24 protein-coding genes, 1 other RNA gene and 2 pseudogenes are annotated in these 25,041 nt (G+C 72.1%); 17 read left to right on the forward strand and 10 right to left on the reverse strand.

Translation table 11 applies throughout. From position 1 onward, the window contains the following. Window positions 1–24 precede the first annotated feature (24 nt). Together ACZ7L5_RS06870 and ACZ7L5_RS06875 are read left to right on the forward strand one after the other, a co-directional pair. Window positions 25–1,101 (forward strand): Zn-dependent alcohol dehydrogenase, encoded by a 1,077-nt coding sequence (locus ACZ7L5_RS06870; protein WP_363040542.1) that lies wholly within the window; start codon window positions 25–27, stop codon window positions 1,099–1,101. 24 nt (window positions 1,102–1,125) lie between these two features. Next, entirely contained in the window at window positions 1,126–2,064 is a 939-nt protein-coding gene (locus ACZ7L5_RS06875) for a 3-oxoacyl-ACP reductase (RefSeq protein ID WP_471515013.1), read from the forward strand. A 352-nt stretch (window positions 2,065–2,416) separates the two neighbouring features. On the opposite strand, the gene ACZ7L5_RS06880 is transcribed toward ACZ7L5_RS06875, so the two are convergent. After that, window positions 2,417–3,592: a hypothetical protein gene (locus tag ACZ7L5_RS06880; RefSeq protein ID WP_471515014.1), complete on the reverse strand. Its 1,176-nt coding sequence runs from the start codon at window positions 3,590–3,592 to the stop codon at window positions 2,417–2,419. Window positions 3,593–3,847: 255 nt separating this feature from the next. Here ACZ7L5_RS06880 and ACZ7L5_RS06885 point away from each other — a divergent pair, with 255 nt between their 5' ends. The 3 genes from ACZ7L5_RS06885 to ACZ7L5_RS06895 are packed head-to-tail and all read left to right on the forward strand — an operon-like array spanning window position 3,848 to window position 6,752. Next, window positions 3,848–4,723, forward strand: coding sequence for a Nif3-like dinuclear metal center hexameric protein (locus ACZ7L5_RS06885; protein WP_471515015.1), 876 nt, complete (start codon window positions 3,848–3,850; stop codon window positions 4,721–4,723). Beyond that, the gene (locus ACZ7L5_RS06890; RefSeq protein WP_471515840.1) at window positions 4,720–5,463 is read left to right on the forward strand and encodes a zinc ribbon domain-containing protein; all 744 of its coding nucleotides are present in this window, start codon (window positions 4,720–4,722) and stop codon (window positions 5,461–5,463) included. Before ACZ7L5_RS06885 ends, ACZ7L5_RS06890 begins: the two co-directional genes overlap by 4 nt. Before the next feature lie 11 nt (window positions 5,464–5,474). Then, complete coding sequence (locus ACZ7L5_RS06895) at window positions 5,475–6,752, forward strand: bifunctional RNase H/acid phosphatase (RefSeq protein WP_471515016.1); 1,278 nt, start codon at window positions 5,475–5,477, stop codon at window positions 6,750–6,752. Here the strand turns inward: ACZ7L5_RS06895 and eda are convergent. Together eda and yaaA are read right to left on the reverse strand one after the other, a co-directional pair. Next, window positions 6,735–7,367, reverse strand: coding sequence for a bifunctional 4-hydroxy-2-oxoglutarate aldolase/2-dehydro-3-deoxy-phosphogluconate aldolase (gene eda / locus ACZ7L5_RS06900; protein WP_328882024.1), 633 nt, complete (start codon window positions 7,365–7,367; stop codon window positions 6,735–6,737). The two genes, ACZ7L5_RS06895 and eda, sit on opposite strands and share 18 nt — an antisense overlap. An 82-nt stretch (window positions 7,368–7,449) precedes the next feature. Then, the gene (yaaA, locus tag ACZ7L5_RS06905; protein WP_471515017.1) at window positions 7,450–8,232 is read right to left on the reverse strand and encodes a peroxide stress protein YaaA; all 783 of its coding nucleotides are present in this window, start codon (window positions 8,230–8,232) and stop codon (window positions 7,450–7,452) included. 73 nt (window positions 8,233–8,305) lie between these two features. Here yaaA and ACZ7L5_RS06910 point away from each other — a divergent pair, with 73 nt between their 5' ends. After that, entirely contained in the window at window positions 8,306–9,742 is a 1,437-nt protein-coding gene (locus ACZ7L5_RS06910) for an RNB domain-containing ribonuclease (RefSeq protein WP_471515019.1), read from the forward strand. Here the strand turns inward: ACZ7L5_RS06910 and ACZ7L5_RS06915 are convergent. Further along, on the reverse strand, window positions 9,693–10,307 hold the full coding sequence (locus ACZ7L5_RS06915) for a hypothetical protein (RefSeq protein ID WP_471515842.1): 615 nt from the start codon (window positions 10,305–10,307) through the stop codon (window positions 9,693–9,695). The two genes, ACZ7L5_RS06910 and ACZ7L5_RS06915, sit on opposite strands and share 50 nt — an antisense overlap. Then, the gene (locus tag ACZ7L5_RS06920; RefSeq protein WP_471515021.1) at window positions 10,307–11,065 is read right to left on the reverse strand and encodes a MerR family transcriptional regulator; all 759 of its coding nucleotides are present in this window, start codon (window positions 11,063–11,065) and stop codon (window positions 10,307–10,309) included. The genes ACZ7L5_RS06915 and ACZ7L5_RS06920 overlap by 1 nt, the downstream gene beginning before the upstream one ends. A 163-nt stretch (window positions 11,066–11,228) precedes the next feature. Between ACZ7L5_RS06920 and ACZ7L5_RS06925 the strand changes: the two genes are divergently transcribed. The 4 genes and pseudogenes from ACZ7L5_RS06925 to rnpB all read left to right on the forward strand — a co-directional run bounded on the left by ACZ7L5_RS06925 (window position 11,229) and on the right by rnpB (window position 13,986). Further along, on the forward strand, window positions 11,229–11,807 hold the full coding sequence (locus ACZ7L5_RS06925; RefSeq protein WP_471515023.1) for a Uma2 family endonuclease: 579 nt from the start codon (window positions 11,229–11,231) through the stop codon (window positions 11,805–11,807). A gap of 45 nt (window positions 11,808–11,852) precedes the next feature. Further along, complete coding sequence (locus ACZ7L5_RS06930; protein ID WP_471515025.1) at window positions 11,853–12,677, forward strand: helix-turn-helix domain-containing protein; 825 nt, start codon at window positions 11,853–11,855, stop codon at window positions 12,675–12,677. A gap of 19 nt (window positions 12,678–12,696) precedes the next feature. Continuing rightward, window positions 12,697–13,479, forward strand: a pseudogene (locus ACZ7L5_RS06935) (DMT family transporter); the annotation flags it as partial. A 100-nt stretch (window positions 13,480–13,579) separates the two neighbouring features. After that, an RNA gene (rnpB, locus tag ACZ7L5_RS06940) (RNase P RNA component class A) lies at window positions 13,580–13,986 on the forward strand. Window positions 13,987–14,129: 143 nt separating this feature from the next. On the opposite strand, the gene ACZ7L5_RS06945 is transcribed toward rnpB, so the two are convergent. Next, complete coding sequence (locus tag ACZ7L5_RS06945) at window positions 14,130–14,393, reverse strand: hypothetical protein (RefSeq protein ID WP_471515027.1); 264 nt, start codon at window positions 14,391–14,393, stop codon at window positions 14,130–14,132. Between ACZ7L5_RS06945 and ACZ7L5_RS06950 the strand changes: the two genes are divergently transcribed. Continuing rightward, window positions 14,371–14,898: a hypothetical protein gene (locus tag ACZ7L5_RS06950; RefSeq protein ID WP_471515029.1), complete on the forward strand. Its 528-nt coding sequence runs from the start codon at window positions 14,371–14,373 to the stop codon at window positions 14,896–14,898. The genes ACZ7L5_RS06945 and ACZ7L5_RS06950 overlap by 23 nt on opposite strands. On the opposite strand, the gene ACZ7L5_RS06955 is transcribed toward ACZ7L5_RS06950, so the two are convergent. Both ACZ7L5_RS06955 and ACZ7L5_RS06960 read right to left on the reverse strand, forming a co-directional pair. Then, window positions 14,883–15,248, reverse strand: a complete 366-nt coding sequence (locus tag ACZ7L5_RS06955; RefSeq protein ID WP_471515031.1) for a MazG-like family protein — start codon at window positions 15,246–15,248, stop codon at window positions 14,883–14,885. The two genes, ACZ7L5_RS06950 and ACZ7L5_RS06955, sit on opposite strands and share 16 nt — an antisense overlap. 25 nt (window positions 15,249–15,273) lie before the next feature. Then, window positions 15,274–15,846: a DoxX family protein gene (locus ACZ7L5_RS06960; protein WP_471515033.1), complete on the reverse strand. Its 573-nt coding sequence runs from the start codon at window positions 15,844–15,846 to the stop codon at window positions 15,274–15,276. A 155-nt stretch (window positions 15,847–16,001) separates the two neighbouring features. Here ACZ7L5_RS06960 and ACZ7L5_RS06965 point away from each other — a divergent pair, with 155 nt between their 5' ends. Both ACZ7L5_RS06965 and ACZ7L5_RS06970 read left to right on the forward strand, forming a co-directional pair. Further along, a complete protein-coding gene (locus tag ACZ7L5_RS06965; protein ID WP_328882050.1) occupies window positions 16,002–16,328 on the forward strand; it encodes a nuclear transport factor 2 family protein in 327 nt (108 codons plus the stop codon). An 84-nt stretch (window positions 16,329–16,412) separates the two neighbouring features. Beyond that, window positions 16,413–17,430, forward strand: a pseudogene (locus ACZ7L5_RS06970) (aldo/keto reductase). Between the two features lie 259 nt (window positions 17,431–17,689). On the opposite strand, the gene ACZ7L5_RS06975 reads toward ACZ7L5_RS06970, so the two are convergent. Next, on the reverse strand, window positions 17,690–18,466 hold the full coding sequence (locus tag ACZ7L5_RS06975; RefSeq protein WP_471515034.1) for an SDR family oxidoreductase: 777 nt from the start codon (window positions 18,464–18,466) through the stop codon (window positions 17,690–17,692). Window positions 18,467–18,600: 134 nt separating this feature from the next. On the opposite strand from ACZ7L5_RS06975, the gene ACZ7L5_RS06980 reads away from it, so the two are divergent. Beyond that, window positions 18,601–20,241 (forward strand): alkaline phosphatase D family protein, encoded by a 1,641-nt coding sequence (locus tag ACZ7L5_RS06980; RefSeq protein ID WP_471515036.1) that lies wholly within the window; start codon window positions 18,601–18,603, stop codon window positions 20,239–20,241. Here ACZ7L5_RS06980 and ACZ7L5_RS06985 read toward each other — a convergent pair. After that, the gene (locus ACZ7L5_RS06985; protein WP_471515038.1) at window positions 20,228–21,262 is read right to left on the reverse strand and encodes a Gfo/Idh/MocA family protein; all 1,035 of its coding nucleotides are present in this window, start codon (window positions 21,260–21,262) and stop codon (window positions 20,228–20,230) included. The two genes, ACZ7L5_RS06980 and ACZ7L5_RS06985, sit on opposite strands and share 14 nt — an antisense overlap. An 88-nt stretch (window positions 21,263–21,350) precedes the next feature. Here ACZ7L5_RS06985 and ACZ7L5_RS06990 point away from each other — a divergent pair, with 88 nt between their 5' ends. The 3 genes from ACZ7L5_RS06990 (at window position 21,351) to ACZ7L5_RS07000 (ending at window position 24,969) form a co-directional block, all read left to right on the forward strand. Beyond that, on the forward strand, window positions 21,351–22,667 hold the full coding sequence (locus tag ACZ7L5_RS06990) for a multidrug effflux MFS transporter (RefSeq protein WP_471515040.1): 1,317 nt from the start codon (window positions 21,351–21,353) through the stop codon (window positions 22,665–22,667). Then, a complete protein-coding gene (locus ACZ7L5_RS06995; protein WP_471515042.1) occupies window positions 22,619–23,794 on the forward strand; it encodes a serine hydrolase domain-containing protein in 1,176 nt (391 codons plus the stop codon). The genes ACZ7L5_RS06990 and ACZ7L5_RS06995 overlap by 49 nt, the downstream gene beginning before the upstream one ends. A 185-nt stretch (window positions 23,795–23,979) precedes the next feature. Then, entirely contained in the window at window positions 23,980–24,969 is a 990-nt protein-coding gene (locus ACZ7L5_RS07000; RefSeq protein ID WP_471515044.1) for a small ribosomal subunit Rsm22 family protein, read from the forward strand. Window positions 24,970–25,041 lie beyond the last annotated feature (72 nt).

Genomic DNA, 25,041 nt, shown 5'->3' on the forward strand with positions numbered 1-25,041 from the left:
ACGCCGTACGAGGGGAGCCGCACCATGCGCGCAGCCGTACTGCACGAGATCGGCCAGGACAAGCTGGAGGTCCTCGACGACGTCGAGGCGGTGGGCTTCGGCCCCGGCCGGGTGAGGGTCCGGGTACGGGCCACCGGGCTGTGTCACTCCGACCTGTCCGCGATGGGAGGGGTGCTGCCCCAGCCGGCGCCCTTCGTGCCCGGCCACGAGGGAGCGGGCGAGATCATCGAGGTCGGGGAGGCCGTCACCCACCTCAAGCCGGGCGATCGGGTCGTCCTGTGCTGGCTGCCCGCCTGCGGAGCCTGCCCCGCCTGCAAGCGCGGCCAGACCGAGCTGTGCCTGGCCGGGTTCATGAACGCCGGCACCCCCAACTTCAAGCGCCCCGGCGGTGACGTCTTCGGCTTCGCCGGGACCGGCACCTTCGCCGAGGAGGTCGTCGTCGACGCCGGCTGCGCGGTGCCGATCCCCGACGACGTGCCCTTCGACATCGCCGCCCTCATCGGCTGCGGCGTGACCACGGGACTCGGCGCCGCCCTCAACACGGCCGATGTGGAGGCCGGTTCGTCGGTCGCGGTCATCGGCTGCGGGGGCGTCGGCATCTCGGCGATCCAGGGGGCCCGGCTCAAGGGCGCCGCCGAGATCGTCGCCGTCGACCCGGTGGCCTCCCGCCGCGAGTCCGCGCTCAGGTTCGGCGCCACCAGGGCCGTCTCACCGGACGAGCTGGCCGACGCCAAGCAGCAGGTCACCGCCGGCGAGGGCTTCGACTACGTCTTCGAGGTCGTCGGCAAGTCCGCCACCGCCCGCACGGCGTACGAGTACACCCGGCGCGGCGGCACGCTCGTCGTCGTCGGCGCGGGAGCCATGGACGACTTCCTCCAGCTCAACATGTTCGAGCTGTTCTTCGACGAGAAGCGGATCCTGCCGTCCATGTACGGCGGCGGTGACGTCCTGCGCTCCTACGAGCGGACGATCGCGCTCTGGCGGGCCGGCCGGATCGACCTCGCCGGCCTGATCACCCACCGGGTGCCGCTGGCCGACATCAACGAGGCCCTGGACCAGATGCGGACGGGCACGGCACTGCGTACCTGCATAGAAATCTGACGGCCACGCTTCCTTAGGAGCCCGATGTCACTGCCACTCGAAGGACTGTCCGCGATCGTCACCGGCGCCGGGCGGGGCCTGGGCCGGGTCGAGGCGCTCGAACTCGCCCGGCTCGGCGCCGCAGTCGTCGTCAACGACTACGGGCAGTCCGGCCGGGACGGCTCGGGCGAGGCCTCCGCCGCGCCCGCCGAGGAGGTCGCCGCCGAGATCCGCGCGGCCGGCGGCACGGCGCTCGCCCACACCGGGGACGTCGCCGACTTCCCACAGGCGGGCGCGCTGGTCGAGTTGGCCGTCGCGGAGTTCGGCAAGCTGGACATCCTGGTCAACAACGCCGGCATCCTGCGCGACCGCATGGTCTTCTCCATGGCGGAGGCGGAGTGGGACTCGGTGATCCGGGTCCACCTCAAGGGCCACTTCAACACCATCCGCTTCGCCGCCGCACACTGGCGTGAGCGGTCCAAGGCGGTGGGCGGGCCGGTGTACGGGCGGGTCGTGAACACGTCCTCGGAGGCGTTCCTCGCCGGATCCGCCGGGCAGCCCAACTACGCGGCGGCGAAGGGCGGCATCGTCGGGCTCACCACCTCCACCGCCCTCGCGCTCGCCAAGTACGGCGTGACCGCGAACGCCATCTGCCCGCGCGCCCGGACCCGCATGACCGAGGACGTCTTCGCGGGCCTCGACCGGCCGGAGGACGGCCTGGACCCGCTCGCCCCCGAGCATGTCGCCCCGCTCGTCGGCTACTTGGCCTCCCGGGCCGCCGCCCGGATCAACGGCCAGCTGCTCGTCGTGCACGGCGGCATGGTGGCGGTCGTCGAACGGCCCCGGGTGGCCGCGAAGTTCGACAGCAAGCAGGAGACGTTCACGTACGACGAGCTGGACGCGCTGCTCACCCCGCACTACGCGGAGCTGCCGGAGGGGGAGACGTTCGGAGCGGTGGAGGTGCTGGGGCTCAAAAGGGCGTAGCACGAGGACAGCGCGGAAACGGGAGCGGGGCGTGGGAACGAGAACGGCCCCGCCCTTCGCGGTGAAGGGCGGGGCCGTGCGCAGTCGGCGTCAGGCTGCCGTCTCGGTTTCCTCAGCCGGCTTGCGGTGACGGCCGCGGGGGGCCGTCTCGCCGTCCTGGGCGGACACCGGACCCCGGTGCCTGCCGTGACCGGTGTCCTTCTGAACGTCGTGAACGTCGGCCGGCCCCGGCTGGGTCGTGCTGGCGCTGCTCATCGGAAAACTCACCCCGTCAACATGATCTTTTGCTCACAGCCGGGCGAGTTTAACCAACCCCCCAGGGGCCGGATCCAGGCGGCCGCGCCAACCGCCACTACTTCGTTACAAGACCGCCCAACGGGGCTTGCTGCAAGGGCACGGGGCGGGGCGTGACGGGAGCCGGAGCATCCGTTTCCGACGGCTCACGTGAGGCCGAATCCGGCGTGGTGGAGGCCGAGTTCGCGGAGGCCGCCCCCGGCGAAGGCACCTCCACCCGAGCCACCCCGCACCGCACCGCCCCGGTGGCATACGGCAGTTGCAGCACCCCGTCCGGCGTCCACAACCCGGCTCCCGCCAACCACCCCTCGGGCGCCGGAAGATGACGTACCTGCCGTTCGGCGGGCCGCCACACCCCGATCCAACTGCCGACCGGCCCGTCCACACGCAACGCCACCCCGCAGCTCTCCGGCGTCAGCACCTGCCCCGGCTGGATCGCGAACGGCGTCACCGCGCAGTCGGGCATCCGCAGGCACTCCGGGAAGCGCACCGGCAGTGTGCTGCCCAGCACGCCCCAGCCCAATCGTTCCTGCCCCGGCGACGGCGCGTCCGAGCCGATCAGCAGCAGCCCGCTGTCCGGGTCGGCGAGCAGCAGCCGGTCGTCGCTGTCGTCCGCGATCTGCAGCAGCTCGGAGACCTCTCCGCCGCGCTCCAGATCGACCACGACGGCCTTCGTACGGCCCCCTGGCTCCGGGTCGAGACGGTCGAGGGCCAGCATCCGCCCGCCCCGGTCCAGCCACACCCCGCCCGAGCAGCGCCCCGGGACCTCCGCGAGCTGCTCCGGCCCGAACGCACCCCCCGCCACCAGCCACACCGCGCTGGAGTGCCGGCCCACCGCGAGGGCGTAGGCCCTGCCGCCGCCCGGTGCCGGGGGCAGCAGTCGCAGGCGGGTCTGCTCCGGCGGGCACTGGACCGCGCCGAGCAGCAGCTCGCCGGTGCCGGGCCCGGTCGGGTACAGCAGCGAGAAGATGTGCCGTCCGTCGGTCGCGCGGCAGATCAGGACCCGCCCGTCGCCCATCGGCTGCACCTCGGTGCCGGGTTCCTCCGGCTGGTGGGCGGGCAGCGGCACGGCGTAGGGCTCGGGGCCGTCCAGGGTCCAGCGCTCCGGGAACCAGCTCTCGCCGTCCAGCGCGAGGCGGGCGGCGTAGGAACCGTCCGCCGTGATGGTGCATCCCGCCCGAGGCGCGTCGTCGTCCTCGTGCTCCGCCGCGGGCTCGATCGCACAGGCCGTCATGGTCCGGTCACCTCCGGTAACGAAGCTAGTTTTCGCACGCACAGGCGTGGGACCGGCCAGGTTCGCTTCACACAAAGGGGTGGCCCAGGAACGATTCGCCTGAGGAAACGGGGGTGGTTGTGCTGAGCGGGGCCAGGGGTGACCGGAGGGCTGGCCCCGGACGACCCGGGGAGGGCCGGGGCGTTGCCCGCGGGAGCCCTGCGCCCGCTGCGGTACCGGTACAGCCGTACGGACCAGGCAGGTAGCCTTGCCTGCGTGCCCCGTCTGTCTGAAGTCATCGCCGCGCTGGACAACCTGTGGCCCGCCGAGCGGGCCGAGTCCTGGGACGCGGTCGGCACCGTCGTGGGCGACCCCGACCAGGAGATCTCCCGGGTCCTGTTCGCCGTCGACCCGGTCCAGGACATCGTGGACGAGGCGGTGAAGCTGGGCGCCGACCTGCTGGTCACCCACCACCCGCTCTATCTGCGCGGCACGACGACGGTCGCGGCGACCCACTTCAAGGGCCGGGTCGTCCACACCCTCATCAAGAACGACATCGCCCTGCACGTGGCCCACACCAACGCCGACACGGCGGACCCGGGCGTGAGCGACGCACTGGCCGGTGCGCTGGACCTGCGCGTCGTACGCCCGCTGGTGCCGGACCCGAGCGACCCGGAGGGCCGCAGGGGCCTGGGCCGGATCTGCGAACTCGACCACCCGCTCACCGTCCGTGAACTCGCCGCCCGCGCCGCCGAGCGGCTGCCCGCCACCGCGCAGGGCATCCGCGTCGCCGGCGACCCGGAGGCGACGGTCCGTACGGTCGCGGTGAGCGGCGGCTCCGGCGACAGCCTCTTCGACGACGTACGCGCCGCCGGCGTCGACGCCTTCCTCACCGCGGACCTGCGTCACCACCCGGCCTCGGAGTTCGTCGCGGACCGCGCCCACAGCTCCGCCCACAGTCCTCTCGCGCTGCTCGACGCGGCGCACTGGGCCACTGAATGGCCCTGGTGCGAGCTGGCCGCAACCCAGCTCGACGAGATCTCCGACCGCAACGGATGGGACCTGCGCGTCCACGTCTCGAAGACGGTCACCGACCCCTGGACCGCCCATGCGGCGTCCGCCATCACGGATACATCTGGAGCCCCCAACTGAACGCCGAGCCCGCCGACCAGATCCGCCTCCTCGACGTCCAGGCCCTCGACGTCCGCCTCCAGCAGCTCGCGCACCGGCGGAGGTCGCTGCCCGAGCACGCCGAGATCGAGTCGCTGACCAAGGACCACACGCAGCTGCGCGACCTGCTCGTCGCCGCACAGACCGAGGACAGCGACTGCGCCCGCGAGCAGACCAAGGCCGAGCAGGACGTGGACCAGGTGCGCCAGCGCGCCGCCCGCGACCAGCAGCGCCTGGACTCCGGTGCCGTCACCTCCCCGAAGGACCTGGAGAACCTCCAGCACGAGATCGCCTCCCTCGCCAAGCGGCAGGGCGACCTGGAGGACATCGTCCTCGAGGTCATGGAGCGCCGCGAGTCCGCGCAGGAGCGGGTCGCCGAGCTGACCGAGCGGGTCGGTGCCGTCCAGGGCAAGGTCGACGACGCGACCGCCCGCCGTGAGGCCGCGTTCGAGGAGATCGACGGCGAGGCGGCCACGGTCACCAAGGAGCGCGAGGTCATGGCGGGCTCGGTCCCCGCGGACCTCCTCAAGCTCTACGACAAGCTGCGCCAGCAGCAGGGCGGCATCGGCGCGGCCAAGCTCTACCAGCGCAGCTGCCAGGGCTGCCGTCAGGAGCTCGCCATCACCGAGCTGAACGAGATCCGCCAGGCGGCGCCGAACACCGTGGTGCGCTGCGAGAACTGCCGCCGGATCTTGGTGCGTACGGCCGAGTCCGGCCTCTAGGAGCCTGTGCCGTGCGGGAGTTCATCGTCGAGGCCGACGGCGGGTCACGGGGCAACCCGGGGCCCGCGGGCTATGGCGCGGTCGTGATCGACGCTGCCACGGGCCAGACGCTGGCCGAGGCGGCCGAGTACATCGGCGTCGCCACGAACAACGTCGCCGAGTACCGGGGCCTGTTGGCGGGCCTGCGCGCTGCTCGTGAACTGGACCCGACGGCCCGGGTGCACGTCCGCATGGACTCCAAGCTGGTCATCGAGCAGATGTCGGGCCGCTGGAAGATCAAGCACCCCGACATGAAGCCGCTGGCCTTCGAGGCGGCGGCCGTCCTGCCGGCGTCCCAGGTGACGTACGAGTGGATCCCCCGCGAGCAGAACAAGCACGCCGACCGGCTCGCCAACGAGGCGATGGATGCCGGGAAGCGGGGCGAGCAGTGGTCGGCCGCGGCGTCCACGGCGGAGCTGGCGGCGGCGGACGCACGGGCAGCGCGGGCCGCGGCTGAGGCCGAGCCTTCCGATCAGCCCTCCGGCCAGCCGTCCCATCAGCCCTCCGGTCAACCCTCCGGCCCACCGGGAGACACTGCCGGCGCGGCCGTGAAGGCCGAGGCCGATGTCAGGGCTGCCCGCACCGTGGCCGCTCCGTCGTCCGGCTGGGCTCCTGCCGACATGGGGGCGCCCGCGACCTTCGTTCTGCTGCGGCACGGAGAGACGCCTCTGACGCCGCAGAAGCGGTTCTCGGGGAGCGGCGGTACCGATCCGTCCCTCTCCGACGTCGGCCGCGAGCAGGCCGAGCGGGTCGGGGCCGCGCTCGCCCGGCGCGGGACCATCCAGGCCGTCGTGGCGTCGCCGCTGGCCCGTACCCGGGAGACCGCCGGCATCGTCGCCGCCCGCCTCGGCCTCGACGTGAGCGTCGACGACGGGCTGCGCGAGACCGACTTCGGCGCCTGGGAGGGGCTCACCTTCGGCGAGGTCCGCGAGCGGTACCCCGACGACCTCAACGCCTGGCTGGCCGACCCCGGGGCCCGGCCCACCGGCGACGGCGAGAGCTTCGCGGCCACCGCCACCCGCATCGCCGCCACCCGCGACAAGCTGATCGCGGCGTACGCCGGCCGCACGGTCCTCCTCGTCACGCACGTCACGCCGATCAAGACGTTCGTACGCCTGGCCCTGGGCGCCCCGCCCGAGTCCCTGTTCCGCATGGAACTCTCGGCCGCCTCCCTCTCGGCGGTGGCGTACTACGCCGACGGCAACGCGAGCGTGCGGCTGTTCAACGACACGTCACACTTGCGCGCGTGAGCCTGTGAGGCCGGCCGCCTCCCGCGCCAGCGCCTCGACCCGCCCCCAGTCCCGTGCCGCCACCGCGTCCGCCGGAAGCATCCAACTGCCGCCCACGCAGCCGACGTTGGGCAGCGCGAGATAGTCGGGTGCCGTCGTCGGACCGATTCCGCCGGTCGGGCAGAACCGGGCCTGGGGCAGCGGGCCGTTCAGCGACTTGAGATAGGCGGTGCCGCCCGCCGCCTCGGCCGGGAAGAACTTCATCTCCCGGACCCCGCGCTCCAGCAGCGCCACCACCTCGGACGTGGTCGACACTCCCGGCAGATACGGCACTCCGGACGCCCGCATGGCCTCCAGCAGCAGGTCCGTCCAGCCGGGGCTGACCAGGAAACGCGCCCCCGCCGTGACCGCCCGCGTCACCTGCTCCGGTGTGATCACGGTGCCCGCGCCGACCACCGCGTCCGGCACCGCGTCCGCGATGGCCCGGATCGCCTCCAGGGCGGCTGGTGTCCGCAGCGTCACCTCGATGGCGGGCAGCCCTCCTGCGACCAGGGCCCGCGCGAGAGGTACGGCGTCGGAGGGGTCGTCGACCACGACCACGGGGACGACGGGCGCGAGATCAAGGACTGAGGTCATGGCCTCATCCTGCCGACGGCGCGCAGCATGCGCAAAGCGTGTTGCGCATGCTGCAATGGGCGCCTGTGCGGCCGCCGAACCGCTAGTGGATCTCCGTCACCAGCACATCCAGCGTCCACGCCTTCCCGCCCTTGGCCGGCGCCTCCACCTCCACCTCGTACCCGAGGTCCCGCAGCGCCTCCACCAGCTCGGCCGGACCCGCGGGCACGGCCCCCGCCGTGAGCAGGCTCCGTACGATCCGCCCCTTGGTCGCCTTGTTGAAGTGGCTGACGACCTTCCGGGTCGGCGCATGCAGCACCCGTACCGACGCCGTCCGCCCGGCCACCTCGCCCTTCGGCCTCCACGCCGCCGCGTACGCCGACGACCGCAGATCCAGCACCAGCCCGTCCCCGGCCGCCTCGGGCAGCGCGTCCGCCAGCGGCGCCCGCCAGTGTGCCCCGAGCGCACCCAGGCCGGGCAGCTTCACGCCCATCGAGCAGCGATAGGAGGGAATACGGTCGTTGACGCGCACCGCGCCCCACAGCCCCGAGAAGACGAGCAGCGACCGAGTCGCCCGCCTCTTCGCCGCCGCGTCCAGCGACGCCAGGTCGAGGGCGTCGTACAGCACGCCGGTGTAGATCTCCCCGGCCGGCCGCGCCCCCGCCGTGGGCAGGCCGACGTTCTTCGCGACTTCCCCCCGGAGCCCCTCGCTCAGCCCGAGCACGTCCCGCGCTTTGTCCTCGTCGCCGCGGCACAACTCGACCAGCTCACTCAGTACGGCCTCCCGGGCCTCGGTGAGTCCCGGCAAGGACAGCGACTCCAGCTTCAGCGAGGCACCCCGACCGGACGGGGCCTTCCCCTCGGAAGGCGGCAGCAGGACAAGCACACGTACTCCTTCGATCGAACCCCGCCACAGGGTACGGCGTGCCACCCGGCCGGCCTCGCCCTACGCTCGACTCATGCCCCGCCGCCACATCCGAGTGACCGGCGCCCCCGAAGCCCCCCTCCGGGCCGCCCTCACCACGCTGCGCACCGAACTCGGCGTCCCAGGGAGCTTCCCGCCCGAGGTGCTGGCGGAGGCCGAGCGGACCGCGAAGGCCCCGGCCCTCCCTCCGTCCGACGCCACCGACATCCCGTTCTTCACCCTCGACCCGCCCACCTCCACCGACCTCGACCAGGCGATGCACCTGTCCCGGCAGGGCACCGGCTACCGCGTCCGGTACGCCATCGCCGACGTCGCCGCCTTCGTCGCACCGTCGGGCGCGCTCGACCAGGAGGCGCAGCGCCGGGTGACCACCCTCTACTTCCCCGACGGGAAGGTCCCGCTGCACCCCGAGCTGCTGAGCGAGGGCGCGGCGAGCCTGCTCCCGGACCAGGACCGGCCCGCCGTCCTGTGGACCATCGACCTCGACGGGGACGGCCGTACGCTCGCCGTCGACGTCCGCCGCGCCCTCGTCCGCAGCCGGGCCAAGCTGGACTACGCCGGCGTGCAGAAGCAGATCGACGAGGGAACCGCCGAGGAATCGCCGGCCCTGCTCAAGACGGTCGGGGAGCTCAGGGAGCGGCTGGAGGTGGAGCGGGGCGGGATCTCGCTCAACGTGCCCGAGCAGGAGATCGTGGAGCGCGATCACGCCTACGAGCTCGCCTTCCGCGCCCCGCTCCCCGCCGACGGCTGGAACTCCCAGATCTCCCTGCTGACCGGTATGGCCGCGGCCGACCTGATGCTCGCGGCCGGCACCGGCATCCTGCGGACCCTCCCCGCCGCCCCCGACGGCGCCGTCGGCCGCCTGCGCCGTACCGCGCACGCCCTGCACATCGACTGGCCGCACCACGTCTCGTACGCGGAACTCGTCCGCTCCCTCGACCCCCACCGCCCGAACCACGCGGCCTTCCTCCAGGAGTGCACGACGCTGCTGCGCGGCGCCGGCTACACGGTCTTCCGGGACGGAGCCCTGCCGGACATCACCACCCACTCCGCCGTGGCGGCCCCCTACGCCCACTGCACGGCCCCCTTGCGCCGCCTGGCCGATCGCCACACCTCCGAGATCTGCCTCGCGGCCGCCGCCGGGCGGCCGATTCCCGACTGGGTTCTCATGGTTCTCGACGCGTTGCCCGCCCGCATGGCCGAGGGCACGCGACGCGCGGGCACGGTCGAGCGTGCCTGCGTCGACCTCGTGGAGGCGGCGCTGCTGAAGGACCGGGTGGGGGAGGTGTTCGACGGCTGGGTGGTGGAGGTGGAGGAACGTCAACCCGCCCTGGGAACCGTGCAGTTGGAGTCACCGGCCATCATCGGCCGGATCGAGGGCGCGGACGCGCTGCCACTGGGAGAGCGGATCCGGGTCCGCCTCACACAGGCAGATCCGGCAGCGCCGAAGGTGCGGTTCGAGCCTGCCTGACCGCCGGCACCAGCGCCTGCACGAGGCCGTCGGACTCGTCGGCGTGGAAGCGCACGAGGCGGACGTCCCGCCGGCGGCCGAGGAAGGTGAAGTGGGCGACGGGCTCGGCGAGTTCGAGCGTCACGGTGGTCTGCGCCCCGATGGGGAGATTGAGCTCACCGTCAGCCCGCTCATGCGTGGTGCGCAGCTCGCGGCGCACGTGCGCGATCTTCTCCAGCGGTATGCGCAGATCGACGTGCGCGGCACGGCGGATGCGCAGGAAGCCCGCGTCGAGGACGTGCGGTCGTACGACAGAGGCGGCGTGTATCCCGATGATGATCACGAGGGTGTACATGTCGACCATGAACCACCCCCGTTGCACCGCCGGGTAGTTCCGCAGCAGCACCGACATCATGATCGACTCGATCACGATCACGAACCCGAATCCCAGCAGCATCGTGCCCTGCCCGCGCGCGTACCCGAAGCCGGTACCGTCCCCGATCCCGTGCCGGCGCCGGATCGCCCACAGCCAGATGCTGGCGACCAGCCGCACCTCGTGCCGGAGAAGGGTGAGCGCGGTCCGCATCACGGCCCGTCCCCTTCCATGAGCAGGCGCAAGGTGCGGCGGATGGCCGCCGCCTGGGCAGGGGCGAAGTCGGCGTAGAAGGCACGCAGGAAGCTGTTGTCCGGGTCGACGTCCAACGGCTCCGGGAGCAGATCGCGGGGCAGGCACTCGGCGAGGGCCCGGGCCGCCTCCTCCACGCGCGGATCGGCGAGGTCGGCGTCGGCGAGGTCGTCGAGCAGGGCGTAGGCGGCGAGGGCCCGCTCCTTGCCGCCCGGCCGGTCCAGCGCGCTCCCCAGCGCGCCCATGAGCTGCTCCCGTGCCTCGGGACCGGCCGTGGTCTCGATCAGCGCGAGCATCTCGCGGTCCTTGGCCGCCATGGGGGAGTCGGTGACATGCGCCATGTCCCGAAACAGCGCGGCCAACTGCGGCGACACGGGCCCCTCGACGGGCAGCCCGCCCTCCGCCTCCAGCAACGCCCGCAGCCGCGCCCGCCGCTCCCGGATGGCCTCCTCCTGCCGGGCAAGATCCGCATCGAGCTCGGTGAGCACCTCGACAAGATCCTTCCCGGCATCCTCCGCGAGCACGTCCCGCACCTCCGCGAGTCCCAGCCCCAGCTCCGTCAGCCGCCGAATCCGCGCCAGCACGACGGCATGCCGCAACGTGTACTCCCGGTAGCCGTTGGGCCGCCGATCAGGCTCGGGCAACAGCCCCTGATGGTGGTAGTGCCGCACCGTGCGCGTGGTGACGCCGACGGCGGCGGCGAGTTCTCCGATCCGCATGGGATCAGTAGAGACGTTGACGTTGCGGCAGGGTCAAGTGACCGGCTCGGCGCCTGACGGTGGCGCTGGTCGTGTGCCACGATCGAGGGAACGGTTCCCGATCTCTCGGACAGGTGATCTTCCGATGTCCCAGGCTGGCGAGCGACCGAAGGAGGGGCGTGACATGACTGCCATGGCCCATGAGCCGCTCACGCAGGAAGAGGTCCTGCTGGAGGGATTCCTCGCCCTGGACACGCCGGAGGGCTTCCGGGCCGAGCTGATCGAGGGGGAGATCGTTGTGACGCCGCCGCCGGACGGGGATCACGAGGATTACATCGGGCTGATCGTGGAGCAGGTGTATCTGAATTCCCGGACCAGGATGCAGTTCGCCGGAACCAAGGGCTTGATCCTGCGGGGCAGCGAGGGTGGCCAGAAAGACCGTGTGATCCCTGACGGCACCTTCGCGCCCAGGGAACTCCGCCTCTACCGAGGTGCCGCCCCATGGATGCCTTGCGACGGCGTCACCTTGGTCCTTGAGGTGACATCCACCAAGCCCAGGGCCGATCGTGAGGCAAAGCGACGGTGCTACGCCCGCGGAGGCATCCCGCTCTACTTGCTCGTTGACCGCGAAGCCTCCTCGATCACGCTGTTCAGCGATCCCGAGAAGGACGACTACCGGGAGCACTGCACCCGTCCGATGGGCAAACCACTCTCTCTCCCGGAGCCCTTCGGTTTCGAGCTGGAGACAGCGGACTTTCTGTGACGCTTCCGGTGTTGCACCCCCAGGAGGACACGCTGGGGGTGCGCGGTGAAGGAACAGGCACTGTGGACCAGGGCGAGGCTCGGCCGGGACGGTCCGCCTCTCGATCTGCTCACCGCCCGCTTCGACCGGCACGTGTACGCCCCGCACGCCCATGACGAGTTCACGATCGGCGTCTGCGTCGGCGGCAGCGAGATCATCGACTACCGGGGCGGCCGCCTCCGCCCCGCCCCCGGCTCCATCGTCGTACTGGCACCGGGCGAGATGCACACGGGCGGCCCGGCCGAGACCGGCGGATACGCCTACCGAGCCCTGTACGCCGATACGTCCCTGCTCACCGACGGCACCCTCGGCACCGCAGCCCCGCACTTCCGCGACCCCCTCCTCGACGACCCCGACCTGGCCACGGCCCTGAGCCGCACGCACGCCGAGCTCGCCGCCTGCCCGGACCCCCTGGAGGCCGAGTCCCGCATCCCGTGGCTGATGACGGCCCTGACCCGCCGCCACTCCACAGCCCGGGCGACGACCGACACGGTCGCGGGCGCCGATCACATAGCGAGGAGTGTCCGCGACCGCCTCGCCGACGAGCTCACGGCCCCACCCTCCCTCGCGTCCCTGGCCACCGACCTCGGCCTCTCCCGCTACCAGCTCCTGCGTGCCTTCCGTACGACGATGGGGGTACCGCCGTACGCCTGGCTCGCCCAGCACCGGGTGAGCAGGGCACGAGTTCTGCTGGAAACCGGCCTGCGCCCGGCCGAGGTCGCCGGACTGGTCGGCTTCGCGGACCAGGCGCACCTGACGCGCTGGTTCCGCCGAGTACTGGGCGTCACCCCGGCGGCGTACCGCAACAGCGTTCAAGACACGGGAGGGTGAGCCGACCGAAACTCGCCGCATGACAGCACGCGGTTGGTTTCTCTTCGCCCTGATGAGCGTGGTCTGGGGCATCCCGTACCTGATGATCAAGGTGGCGGTGGACGAGGTCTCCCCGTCGATGGTGGTCTTCACGCGATGCGCCCTCGGCGCGGCGCTCCTGCTCCCCTTCGCAATCCGCCAGGGCGGCCTGCCCCGGACGATACGACGGCACTGGCAGCCGATGCTGGCCTTCGCGTGCATAGAGATCATCGGCCCGTGGTGGACGCTGACGGACGCGGAACGCCACCTGTCCAGCTCGACGGCGGGCCTGCTCATCGCAGGCGTACCCATAGTCGGCGTCGCCCTGGCCCGCTTCTTCGGCCAGACGGAACACCTGGGCGTCCGCCGCCTGACCGGCCTCACCCTGGGCCTGGCAGGCGTGGCGACCCTCACCGTCCCCCACCTGACCGGCGGCGACGCCCGCTCCCTGGCGGAGGTCCTGCTGACGGTGCTGGGCTATGCGACGGCCCCGCTGATCGCGGCGCGTTGGCTGCGGGACGTCCCCTCCCTCCACCTGACGGCAGCCTGCCTGACCCTGGCGGCCCTGGTCTACGCCCCCGCGGCAGCGCTGACGTGGCCTGCCGCGATGCCGTCGGCCGAGAGTCTGGCCGCCCTGGCCGCCCTGGGCGTGATCTGCACGGCAGTCGCCTTCGTGGCCTTCCTGGAGCTGATCAAGGAGGTCGGCCCGACGCGGGCGACGGTCTTCACGTACGTCAATCCGGCGGTCGCGGTGGCGGCGGGGGCCCTGTTCCTGGACGAATCCCTGACCGCGGGGATCGCCGTGGCCTTCGCCCTGATCCTGGCGGGCTCGGTCCTGGCGACGACGGCCCCCCGCAGGCCGGTAACATGGTCCACACGGCAGACGAGCCGGGCGGGCGGCCGCGTGAAGTCCCTCAGGGGGCTTCCCGAGGAACGTCCGGGCTCCACAGGGCAGGGTGGTGGCTAACGGCCACCCGGGGTGACCCGCGGGACAGTGCCACAGAAAGCAAACCGCCCGGCGCTTCGGCGCCGGGTAAGGGTGAAACGGTGGTGTAAGAGACCACCAGTGCCCAGGGCGACCTGGGCAGCTAGGTAAACCCCACCCGGAGCAAGGTCAAGAAGGGGCCGCCTTAACCGGTGACCCTGCGCGGACGTTCGAGGGCTGCCCGCCCGAGTCCGCGGGTAGACCGCAAGAGGCCGGCGGCAACGCCGGTCGTAGATGGATGGCCGTCGCCCAGGGCTCCGCGAGGAACGCTGGGAACAGAACCCGGCGTACAGCCCGACTCGTCTGCCGCTCAGGCCCCCTGGCCGGGGAACGCGCCCCTGGCCCCCAGGGCCGACTGCCGCGCGGCATCCGGAAGCGCCCGGCCGGGCACGGGCGTTGACCTGCGACAGCAGCGCCGAGGTGCCTGACGCGCGTACGGACGGCGTTGCTCAGCCCCCCAGCGCCGCGATCGTGTTCACTTCCTTCTCCAAGAGGCCGGAGATTCCCGCCTGTGCGGCCAGGGCACGGCGCTGCGGCTCGGCCTGGGCGCGCTCGGCCTCGTACTTCTGCCAGTCGGCGGGCTGCAGGAACAGCATGTCGCCCGTGCCGGCGACGACCATGACGCCGCCGAACGCCGGGTCTCCCGCGAACCACGCGCCGTTCTCGGCGCCCTGGGGCCAGCGGCGGACCGTGGACGCGCTGACGGCGCGCATCGTGCTGCCCGCGGACGGACAGCTTCACCGTGTGCACGGTGCCGAGCAACAGCCGCTCGGAGCCGCGCTTGTCCACGCGGTCGCGGTACTCCAGGGGATACGTGCGCAGCACCTGCTCACACACCCCGAGGCGCCGTCCGTGCCGGACCCGGATCAACAGGAACTCGTCCAGTTCGCGCACGCAGTCCTCAAGGTTCTTGAGGAACCGCGCGAGTTGATCCACATCCGTCTTGAAGTGATCCCCCATGGACGGGTGTCTCCCCGTGCCAGCCACCAATGTCACGCCGAGATGACCGGTCGTACCGATCATCAACTGCACCATACAGAGGCCGAAGATCCGGTCGGCATGCCGCCTGCCGGATCGTCGGCCCATCCGCGCGGGCCGTCAGTGGCGGCCGTTCCGGGCTCCGCCGCGCGCATCCCTCCTACTTGCGGTCCGTATTCGGAGGCCGGAGTATCGGGCTTCATCTACTCAGGCAGTCTTCGGACTTACCGGCCCGGCTGACCCAGCGACCGCTCCCGCACCCGCGCCAAATGCCGGGTGAACACCTCCCGCGTCTCCGGCGTCAGCGTCCGCAGCGCCACCAGCGCCGTGATCACCACGTCGCACAGCTCGCCCTGTACGTCATCCCAGGTGTGGGTGACGCCCTTGCGCGGGTTCTGGCCGGTCGCCCCGATCACCGCCTCGGCGACCTCGCCGACCTCCTCCGACAGCTTCAGCATGCGCAGCAGCATGCCCTCCTTGCCGCCGATCGGCTGGTCGGTGTCGAGCCAGGTCCACAGGGCGTCGATGGTTGCCCAGAGGTCGGCGGAGGGCTCGGCGGCGGTGCCGGGAGGGGCTGCCTGATCGGTCATGCGGGCAGCTTGGCACAGCGGCTGCCTACTCCTCGAACAAGGCCTCCTGATCCTGCGACACCCCCGCCTGCTCCTCCCTCTCCGTCCTCCCCTCGGCCAGCCTCTTGTTCCGCACCCCGATCACCACGGCCGTCACCGCCGCCGTCGTCGCCAGGGCCGTGGGAACCATCCAGCCGCGGTCGACGACATGGCCGAGGGCGTGGTCGAGGGAGAGGCGGCCGGGGCCCGCGATCGCGAGGCAGGTCGCGGCGAGACCGAGGGTGGCCGCGTGCTCGTAGCCGCCCTCCTGGTTGAAGAAGCCGTTGGGGGCGTGCACCGCGGCCGCGCCCGCCATGCCGCCGGCCGCCGCCGCACCGGCCGCCGGTGTCGCCAGGCCCAGCGCCAGCAGGGTGCCACCGCCGGCCTCCGCGAGGCCCGACGCCGTCGCGCTGGCCTTGCCCGGCTGGTAGCCGATCGACTCCATGAACTGGCCGGTGCCCTCGATGCCGTGTCCGCCGAACCAGCCGAACAGCTTCTGCGTGCCGTGCGCGAACAGTACGCCGCCGGCGCCCAGCCGGAGCAACAGCAGGCCCAGATCACGTCGGTCGTAAGCACTCACAATGACTCCCGATGACGCACGATGACTCCCGGAAACGGACCACCGGTGGCGGATCCCTTCCCTCGGCTCCACCGTCGCATCTCGGTCACCCGCCCGGCCCGCCCTGGCCGCCGTTCGGGTGGCGGGGCCGCAGGGGCGGTGTGAGGCTGACCGGTATGACGATTCAGACGTCCAAGCTCAGCGACCCCGCCGTCCGTGCCTTCGTCACTGCCGTCAACGCCCACGACCGCGAGGGCTTCATGAGCATCCTCGCGCCCGGCGCGACCATGGCGGACGACGGCAACGACCGCGACCTCGCCGACTGGATCGAGCGGGAGATCTTCTCCTCCAACGGCCACATGGAAGTCGACAACGAGTCGAACCGCGGTCGCGACCTCCTCGCCAGCTACCGCAACGACACCTATGGCGAGATGCGCACCCGCTGGCACTTCGAGGTAGAGGGCGACGGCAGGATCTCCCGCTTCGAGACCGGCCAGGCATAGCCGGGAGCCACAAAGCCACCCCCACCCTCACAACCGCTCAAGCGCTTGCCCTCGTGTGCGCTCCAACTTCCAACGTCCCCCCTCATGGAGACCAAGAGGACTTTGGGACGGACCGGCATCGAGGTCAGCGCGCTCGGCTTCGGCTGCTGGGCCATCGGCGGTGAGTGGCAGTCCGCGGACGGGCAGCCGCTCGGCTGGGGCAAGGTCGACGACGAGGAGTCCGTACGGGCCGTCCGGCGCGCCTCGACCTGGGCGTCACCTTCTTCGACACCGTGGACACCTACGGCGCCGGACACAGCGAACGCGTCCTCGGCCGCGCTCTCGGCAAGCGCCGCGCCGATGTCGTCGTCGCCACCAAGTGGGGCAACGTCCTCGACGAGGAGGCCCGCACCCTCACCGGCGCCGACGACACCGTGCCGTACGCGCGCCGGGCACACACCGCCTCGCTGAAGCGCCTGGGCACCGACTACGTAGACCTGTACCAGCTGCACCTGTCCGACGCCGACCCGGAACGTGCCGCCGAGCTGCGTGACGTCTGCGAGGAGTTCGTGCGCGAGGGGCTCATCCGGGCCTACGCGTGGAGCACCGACGACCCGGCCCGTGCCGCCGTGTTCGCGCGGGGGGTGCACTGCGCGGCGGTGCAGCACGCGGCCAACGTGCTCCGGGACGCCCCCCGAGATGTTCGCGCTGTGTGAGGAGCTGGAGTTGGCGAGCTCCCTCACTCTCGGCTCCGCTCTAGGGGGGACCCATCCGCAGCCCGCTGGCGATGGGCCTGCTGACCGGTAGGCGCAGGACCGGGCAGGCCCTGGAGGCCGGGGACATCCGCAGCCGGCCGCCGCAGTGGCTGGAAGGGTTCGAGGACGGGTCCAACGCCGATCCGGAGTGGGTCGCCCGCGTGGACGCGCTGAAGGACGTCCTCACCAGCGGCGGCCGTACGCTCGGGCAGGGCGCCCTCGCCCGGCTGTGGGGCCGTAGCCCGCGCACGGTGCCGATCCCGGGGTTCCGCTCCGTCGAGCAGGCCGAGCAGAATGCGGGCGCGATCGCCAAGGGGCCGCTCACCGCCGCGCAGCTGGCCGACGTCGACCGGATCCTCGGCCGCTGAGCGCCGTCGTACCGCTCAACCGGCAGCCGTTCCACGCACCGGTGCGTACCTCGCGGTCCCACGCGAGGTCCACCCCCACCCGGTGTCATGGAACGGCTGCCGCCTCCCCCCTCGGAGTGGCCTGCGGAAGCCGTCTGCTTCATATGTGAAGCTCTGGTGCAGAACGACTTGAGCATAAGTCGCTTACCGGCCGCGATGTGCCGGAATTCAACATTCCGATTGTGTGAGTTGTGGAGATCGCGGGTGGGCGGGTGAGCCGTCAGCCACGGCCCACGTACGGCATCGCCGTCGCCAGCACCGTCGCGAACTGCACGTTCGCCGCCAGCGGCAGCTCCGCCATGTGCCGCACGGTCCGGGCCACATCGGCCACGTCCATCACGGGCTCGGGCGCCACCGAGCCGTCGGCCTGCAGGGCGCCCGTCTGCATGCGTGCGGTCATGTCGGTCGCCGCGTTGCCGATGTCGATCTGGCCGACGGCGATGTCGTACGGCCGCCCGTCCAGTGACAGGGACTTGGTCAGTCCGGTCAGCGCGTGCTTGGTCGCCGTGTAGGCGACGGAGTGCGGGCGGGGTGTGTGCGCGGAGATCGAGCCGTTGTTGATGATCCGGCCGCCCTGCGGGTCCTGCTCCTTCATCTGCCGGTACGCCGCCTGTGCGCACAGGAACGCCCCGTTGAGGTTGGTGTCCACGACATGCCGCCAGGCGTCGTACGGCAGCTCCTCGACCGGCACTCCGCCCGGCCCGAACGTCCCCGCGTTGTTGAACAGCAGGTCCACCCGCCCGAACCGCTCCACCGTGGCGGCGAAGAGCGCGGCCACGTCCTCCTGCCGTGACACGTCGGTCCGTACGGCGAGCGAGGCGGCCCCGGGTGCCTGCGCAGCCGTCTCCTCCAGGGTTTCGACGCGCCGCCCCGCCAGCGCCACCGACCAGCCCGCGCGCAGCAGCTCCACCGCGACCGCGCGGCCGATGCCGGAGCCGGCGCCGGTCACCACGGCGGTCCTCGCGTCCGTCCTCGTGTCCGTTTGCCTGTCATTCATGGGGCCGCAGGGTACGGGACGGTCCGCCATCCGGAACTCATTTATCCGCCATCCGAGTGTTGTGTACGCGCCAAGCGAGTGTCGTCCCCGGCCACTCCAATGCCTCATGCATCCATCAGTCAGGGGAGGACCGGATGACACTCGCAGCACACCCCCAGCAGCACGCCCCCGAACTGCGTGCGGCAGCCCGCCACATCGGCCGCCGCCGCTTCCTGACCGTCACGGGCGCCGCCGCCGCGCTCGCCTTCGCCGTGAACCTGCCGGCCGCGGGCGCCGCGAGCGCCGCCGAGCTCGACGCCCGCCGGATCACCGACAATCCCTTCACCCTCGGCGTCGCCTCCGGCGACCCGCTGCCCGACTCCGTCCTGTTGTGGACCCGCCTCGCCCCCGCCCCGTACCAGCCCGACAGCGGGCTGCCCGCCCAACGGATCACCGTGCACTGGGAGTTGGCGCACGACGAGCAGTTCACCAGGATCGCCAGACGCGGCGCCGCCATCGCGTACCCCGAGTTCCACCACACGGTCCACGTCGAGGTCGACAAGCTCGACGCGGACCGCGTCTACTACTACCGCTTCCGCGCCGGCACCTGGATCAGCGGGACCGGCCGTACCCGCACCGCCCCCGCGCCGACCGGCACGGCGACCGCGCTGACCCTCGCGGCCGTCTCCTGCCAGGCGTACACGGACGGCTACTACACGCCGTACCGCCATCTCGCCCAGGACGACGTCGACATCGTCTTCCACCTCGGCGACTACCTGTACGAGTACGCGGTCAACTCGGTCGGCGGCTACCGCAACTACACCGACCGCACGCTCCCCGCGCTCTTCAACCGCGAGACGGTGACCCTGGAGGACTACCGCCTGCGCTACGCCCTCTTCAAGTCCGACCCCGACCTCATGGCCGCGCACGCCGCGCACCCGTTCGTCGTCACCTGGGACGACCACGAGACCGAGAACAACTACGCCGACGACATCCCGGAGAACAGCGTCCCGCCGGAGGAGTTCCTGCTGCGCCGGGCCTCCGCCTACCGCGCCTACTGGGAGAACCAGCCGCTGCGCCGCCCGCAGCGGCCCGCCGGCCCCGACATGCAGCTCTACCGGCGTCTGCGCTGGGGCCGGCTCGCCCAGTTCGACGTGCTGGACACCCGGCAGTACCGCTCCAACCAGGCATACGGCGACGGCTCGCAGATCCCCGGCCCGGACGTCGACGACCCGGCGCGCACGATGACCGGGGCGACGCAGGAGCGGTGGCTGCTCGACGGCTGGCGCGACTCGGCGGCGCTGTGGAACGTCGTACCGCAGCAGGTCACCTTCGCCCAGCGCAAGTTCGACCTCACCGAGCCGTCACGGGTGTCGATGGACGCCTGGGACGGCTACCGCGCCTCCCGCCGCCGTGTGCTGGACGGCGCCAGGGCCGCCGGCGTCGAGAACCTGATGGTGCTCACCGGTGACGTCCACGTCGGGTACGGCTTCGACATCAAGGCCGACTTCGACGACCCCGACTCCGCCACCCTCGGCACGGAGATCGTCGCCACGTCGATCGCCAGCGGCCGGGACGGCATCGACAAGCCCGCCAACTGGGACACGTACATGCAGGCCAACCCGCACATGAAGTTCTACAACGGGCGGCGCGGCTATGTGACCGTCGCGCTGGGGCAGCAGCTCGCGCGGACCGACTTCAAGACGGTGCCGTACGTGACCAGGCCCGGGGCGCCCGTCACGACGGCCGCGTCCTTCGTGACGGAGGTGGGGGAGCCGGGGCTCACGCAGGCGTGAGTTCGGGCGCGCGGTCCGCTTCAGGGGCCTCGCCCGGGTAGCGGACGCCGACGCGGTCCCGGATCGCGTCGAGCGTCCGCATCACGGCCAGCGTGCCGTCCAGCGGGACCAGCGGTGACTCGGTCTCGCCGGCGCGCAGGGCCCGCATCACCTCGGCGGCCTCGTGCCGCAGGCTGTTGCGGGGTCCGTCCGCCGGGTCGGCCGTGAACTCCTCGGGGTCACGGCCGTCGCGGTGCAGGACGAAACGGTCCGGGAAGAAGAAGCCGTGCGGTATGTCGATACGGCCGCCCGAGCCGGTGACCGACGCGGAGGTGGCCGTGCCGCCGACGATGGAGCAGTGCAGGGAGGCGAGGGCACCGCTGTCCCACGACAGCAGGGCGCCGGTCTGGAGGTCGACGCCCTCGGCGGACAGCATCGAGCGCGCCGTGACGTCCGACGGTTCCCCGAGCAGCAACTGGGCGAAGGAGACCGGGTACACGCCGAGGTCCAGCAGCGCGCCGCCGCCCTGTGCCGGGTCGCGCAGCCGGTGCGCGGGCGGGAAGGGGCCGGCCAGCCCGAAGTCGGCCTGCACATGGCGCACTTCGCCGATTGCGCCGTCGTCCACCAGCGCCTTGAGCCGCCGGATCAGCGGGTTGCAGTACATCCACATGGCTTCCATCAGGAAGCTGCCGCGCGCCTTCGCCAGCGAGACCAGTTCCTCGGCCTCCCGCGCGTTCAGCGTGAACGCCTTCTCACACAGCACGTTGCGCCCGGCCTCCAGGCACAGCCCGGCGGTGACTCGGTGCGCCGAGTGCGGGGTGGCGACGTACACGACATCGACATCGCCGTCCTCGGCGAGCGCGTTCCAGTCGCCGTACGCCCGCGGGATCCCGAAGCGCTCGGCGAACGCGTCGGCGGAGCCCTGGCTCCGCGAGGCCACGGCCACCACCTCGGCATCCGGCAGGTCCACGAGATCCGCGGTGAACGCGGCCGCGATCCCACCGGTCGCCAGAATCCCCCACCGCACGCTTCCTTCCGTCACTGCGGCCCCGCCCCTCGCTCATGTGACCCTCGGCACTCCGTTCGAGCTGAGAGCATAGAGGGCGGATCACTCGGAGAGGGAGGGGCGCATGGGCGACCGTGGGGGGCCGATACAGCCGGCGGAGCCGATACCGGACGTGTCGCGGTCGGCCGTACCGAAGAAGGACAGACCGCCCACCCGGTCCCTGCGGACCACCGGTCTGCTCGTCACCCTCATCCTCGGCGGTCTGACGGCGACACCTCCGCTGGCGATGGACATGTACCTCCCGGCGCTCCCCGAGGTCACCGGGTCCCTGCACGCGCCCGCCGCGACCGTGCAGCTCACGCTCACCGCCTGCCTGGCCGGCATGGCGCTCGGGCAGCTGGTGGTCGGCCCGATGAGCGACCGATGGGGCCGCAGGCGCCCGCTGCTGACGGGCCTTGCCGTGTACGTCGTCGCCACCGCGCTCTGCGCGCTCGCGCCCAACATCGGCTTCCTCGTCGCCTTCCGGCTGGCGCAGGGCCTCGCCGGGGCGGCGGCGATCGTGATCGCGAGGGCGGTCGTACGCGACCTGTACGACGGCGTGGCGATGGCCCGCTTCTTCTCCACCCTCATGCTGATCTCCGGGGTCGCCCCGATCGTCGCGCCGCTCATCGGCGGCCAGGTCCTGCGGGTGACGGACTGGCGGGGCGTGTTCGTCGTGCTGACAGTGGTCGGCGTACTGCTCGCCGCCCTCGTCTGGCGCAGCCTCCCCGAGACCCTGGCGCCGCAGGACCGGCACAGCGGCGGGGTCGGCGAGGCCCTGCGGGCCATGCGCGGACTGCTCGCCGACGGCGCCTTCGCCGGGTACATGCTGGCCGGCGGGTTCGCCTTCGCCGCGCTGTTCGCCTACATAGCCGCGTCGCCGTTCGTGATCCAGGAGATCTACGGGGCTTCGCCGCAGACCTTCAGCCTGCTGTTCGGGCTCAACTCGGTCGGGCTGGTGATCGTCGGTCAGATCAACGGCAAGGTGCTGGTGGGGCGGGTCAGCCTGGACCGGGTGCTGGGCGCGGGTCTTGCCGTGGTCATCCTGGCCGCGAGCGCGCTGCTGCTGATGTCGCTGGGCGTCTTCGGCGAGGTCGGACTGGTACCGGTGGCGGCGGCGCTCTTCGTCCTGATGTCCGCGATGGGCGTCACCCTGCCCAACACCCAGGCCCTCGCCCTGCTGCGCACCAAGCACGCCGCCGGGTCCGCGTCCGCGCTGCTCGGTACGTCCTCCTTCCTCATCGGCGCCGTCGCTTCGCCCCTCGTGGGTATCGCGGGCGAGGACACCGCCGTCCCGATGGCCGTCGTCCAACTGGCCGCAGCACTGGTGGCCCTGGCCTGCTTCATGGGAATGTGCCGTCCCTGGAACAGCCGTGCGGGTGCGGAGGGAGCAGAGAGCTGAGCGCGCCGAGACTGCGCGGGGACACGCCGGAGAGAGCCGGGCTCGACCCCGAGGAGATCCGTCAGCTCGTCCGCGAGGTCCACGACCTCACGACCGGCTCCCGCCCCTGGGCGGCCGGGGCGGTGCTGATCGTCGGGCGGGGACCCTACCTCGCCGTCGAGGAGGCCGCGGGCTGGGCGCTGCGGTATGCCTCCTACGACGAGCAGAAGGACGCCGGGGTGGAACTGCCGCCCGACAGGCAGGTCCCCATGACCACCTCGACCCCTTTCGACCTCGCCTCCCTCACCAAGCTCTTCACCTCGGTCGCCGCGGTGCAGCAGATCGAGCGCGGCACGCTCGGGATCGACGCGCGCGTCGGGGCGTATCTGCCGGACTTCCGCGCGGCGGCCGTGCATGACGTCACGGTGCGTCAGCTACTGACGCACACCTCGGGGATGCGGCCCGAACTGCCGCTGTACGACTGTGCGGACGACGCGGACCGGCTGGAGCGGTTGCGGGCGGAGCCGCCGGTGGGGGTGCCGGGGACGTACTGCTACTCCGACCTGAACCTCCTGCTGCTGCAACACGTCCTGGAACGCATCAGCGGCCGCACGCTCGACGTCCTGATCCACGACGGGATCACCCGGCCCCTCGGCATGACCGCCACCCACTTCGGCCCCTGCCCCGATGCGGCGGCGACCGAGGACCAGCGGCGGCCGTGGGCCAAGGCGGACCGGGGGATGCTGCGGGGTGTCGTCCACGACGAGAACGCCTGGGCACTGGGCGGGGTGGCGGGTCACGCCGGCCTCTTCTCCACGGGGCGTGATCTCGCGGTCTTCTGCCGGGCCCTGCTCTCCGGCGGCGCGTACGGTCCGGCCCGGATCCTCGGCCCGGACTTCGTGGAGCTGCTGCTGGACGCGCCCGGGCTGGGGTTCGCGGTGGATCAGCCCTGGTTCATGGGGGAGTTGGCGGGGCACGGGGCTGCGGGGCATACGGGGTTCACGGGGACGTCGTTGGTGGTGGATCCGGTGACGGACACGTTCGTGGTGCTGCTGGCGAATGCGGTGCATCCGCGACGCCGGCCGCCGGACAGCGGGCCGCGGGCGCGGGCGGGGACTCGGGTGGCGCGGGCGGTGCGGGGGTTGTAGGGCCGTTGTCCTCGCCCCCGCCGCCCCTACCCGTCCCGCTCCTGGAGGCTGCCGCCCCCAGCCCCCCGCTTCGGCCCCGAACGGGCCTCGTCCTCAAACTCCCCCAGAGGGGGCACCCCCAGACGGGCTGGATTTCCTGGACCGGCGCTGGAAACCCAGCCCCTCCGCCCCCATAGAATCGCCGGGTGAACGACCCAGCATCCCCGGCGGACGCCCTGCGCAGCAGCCTCGCCACCCTTCTCGACGGCCTCCCGCCCCGCCAGGCCGCGCAGGCCGTGGAGCGGCTGATCGCCAGCTACCGGGGCGCCACCCCCACCGACGCCCCCATCCTCCGCGACCGCGCCGACGTGGCGGCCTACGCCGCGTACCGGATGCCCGCGACCTTCGAGGCGGTCCACTCGGCGCTGGAGGCGTTCGCACAGGCCGTACCGGACTGGACCCCCGGCAGCCACACCGACGTCGGCGGCGGCACCGGCGCCGCGACCTGGGCCGTCACCGCGACCTGGCCGGGCGAGCGCAGCGTCACCGTGCTGGACTGGGCCGAGCCCGCCCTGCAGACCGGCAGGGAGATCGCCGCCGCCAACCCGGCGCTGCAACAAGCCCGTTGGCAGCGGGCCCGCATCGGCTCGGCCCTCACCCTCGACCCCACCGACCTCGTCACCGTCTCCTACGTCCTGAACGAGCTCACCGCCCCCGACCGCACCACCCTCATCGACACCGTGGCGTCCGCCGCCCAGGCCGTCGTGATCGTCGAGCCCGGCACCCCCGACGGCTACGCCCGCGTCATCGAGGCCCGCGACCGCCTGATCGGCGCCGGGTTCCACGTCGCCGCACCCTGCCCGCACAGCGCCGACTGCCCGATCGTCCCCGGCACTGACTGGTGCCACTTCTCGGCAAGGGTCAGCCGCTCCTCCCTGCACCGCCAGATCAAGGGCGGCTCCCTCGCCTACGAGGACGAGAAGTTCAGCTACGTCGCCGCCACCCGCCTCCCGGTCACCCCGGCCCCCGCCCGTATCGTCCGCAAGCCGCAGATCCGCAAGGGCCAGGTCCTGCTCGACCTCTGCGAGTCCGAACCGGCCCTGCGCCGCACCACGGTCACCAAGCGCCACGGCGACCTCTACAAGGCGGCCCGCGACGCGGACTGGGGCGACGCGTGGCCGCCGGCGGTCGACTAGGCCCCGTCGTTTGGATCAGCTCGGCTGTGAGGATCGGTTCCTCTCGGCGGACCCGAGCGGGGTCCGGGGCGT

Source organism: Streptomyces sp. NPDC107528 (genome assembly GCF_055639295.1).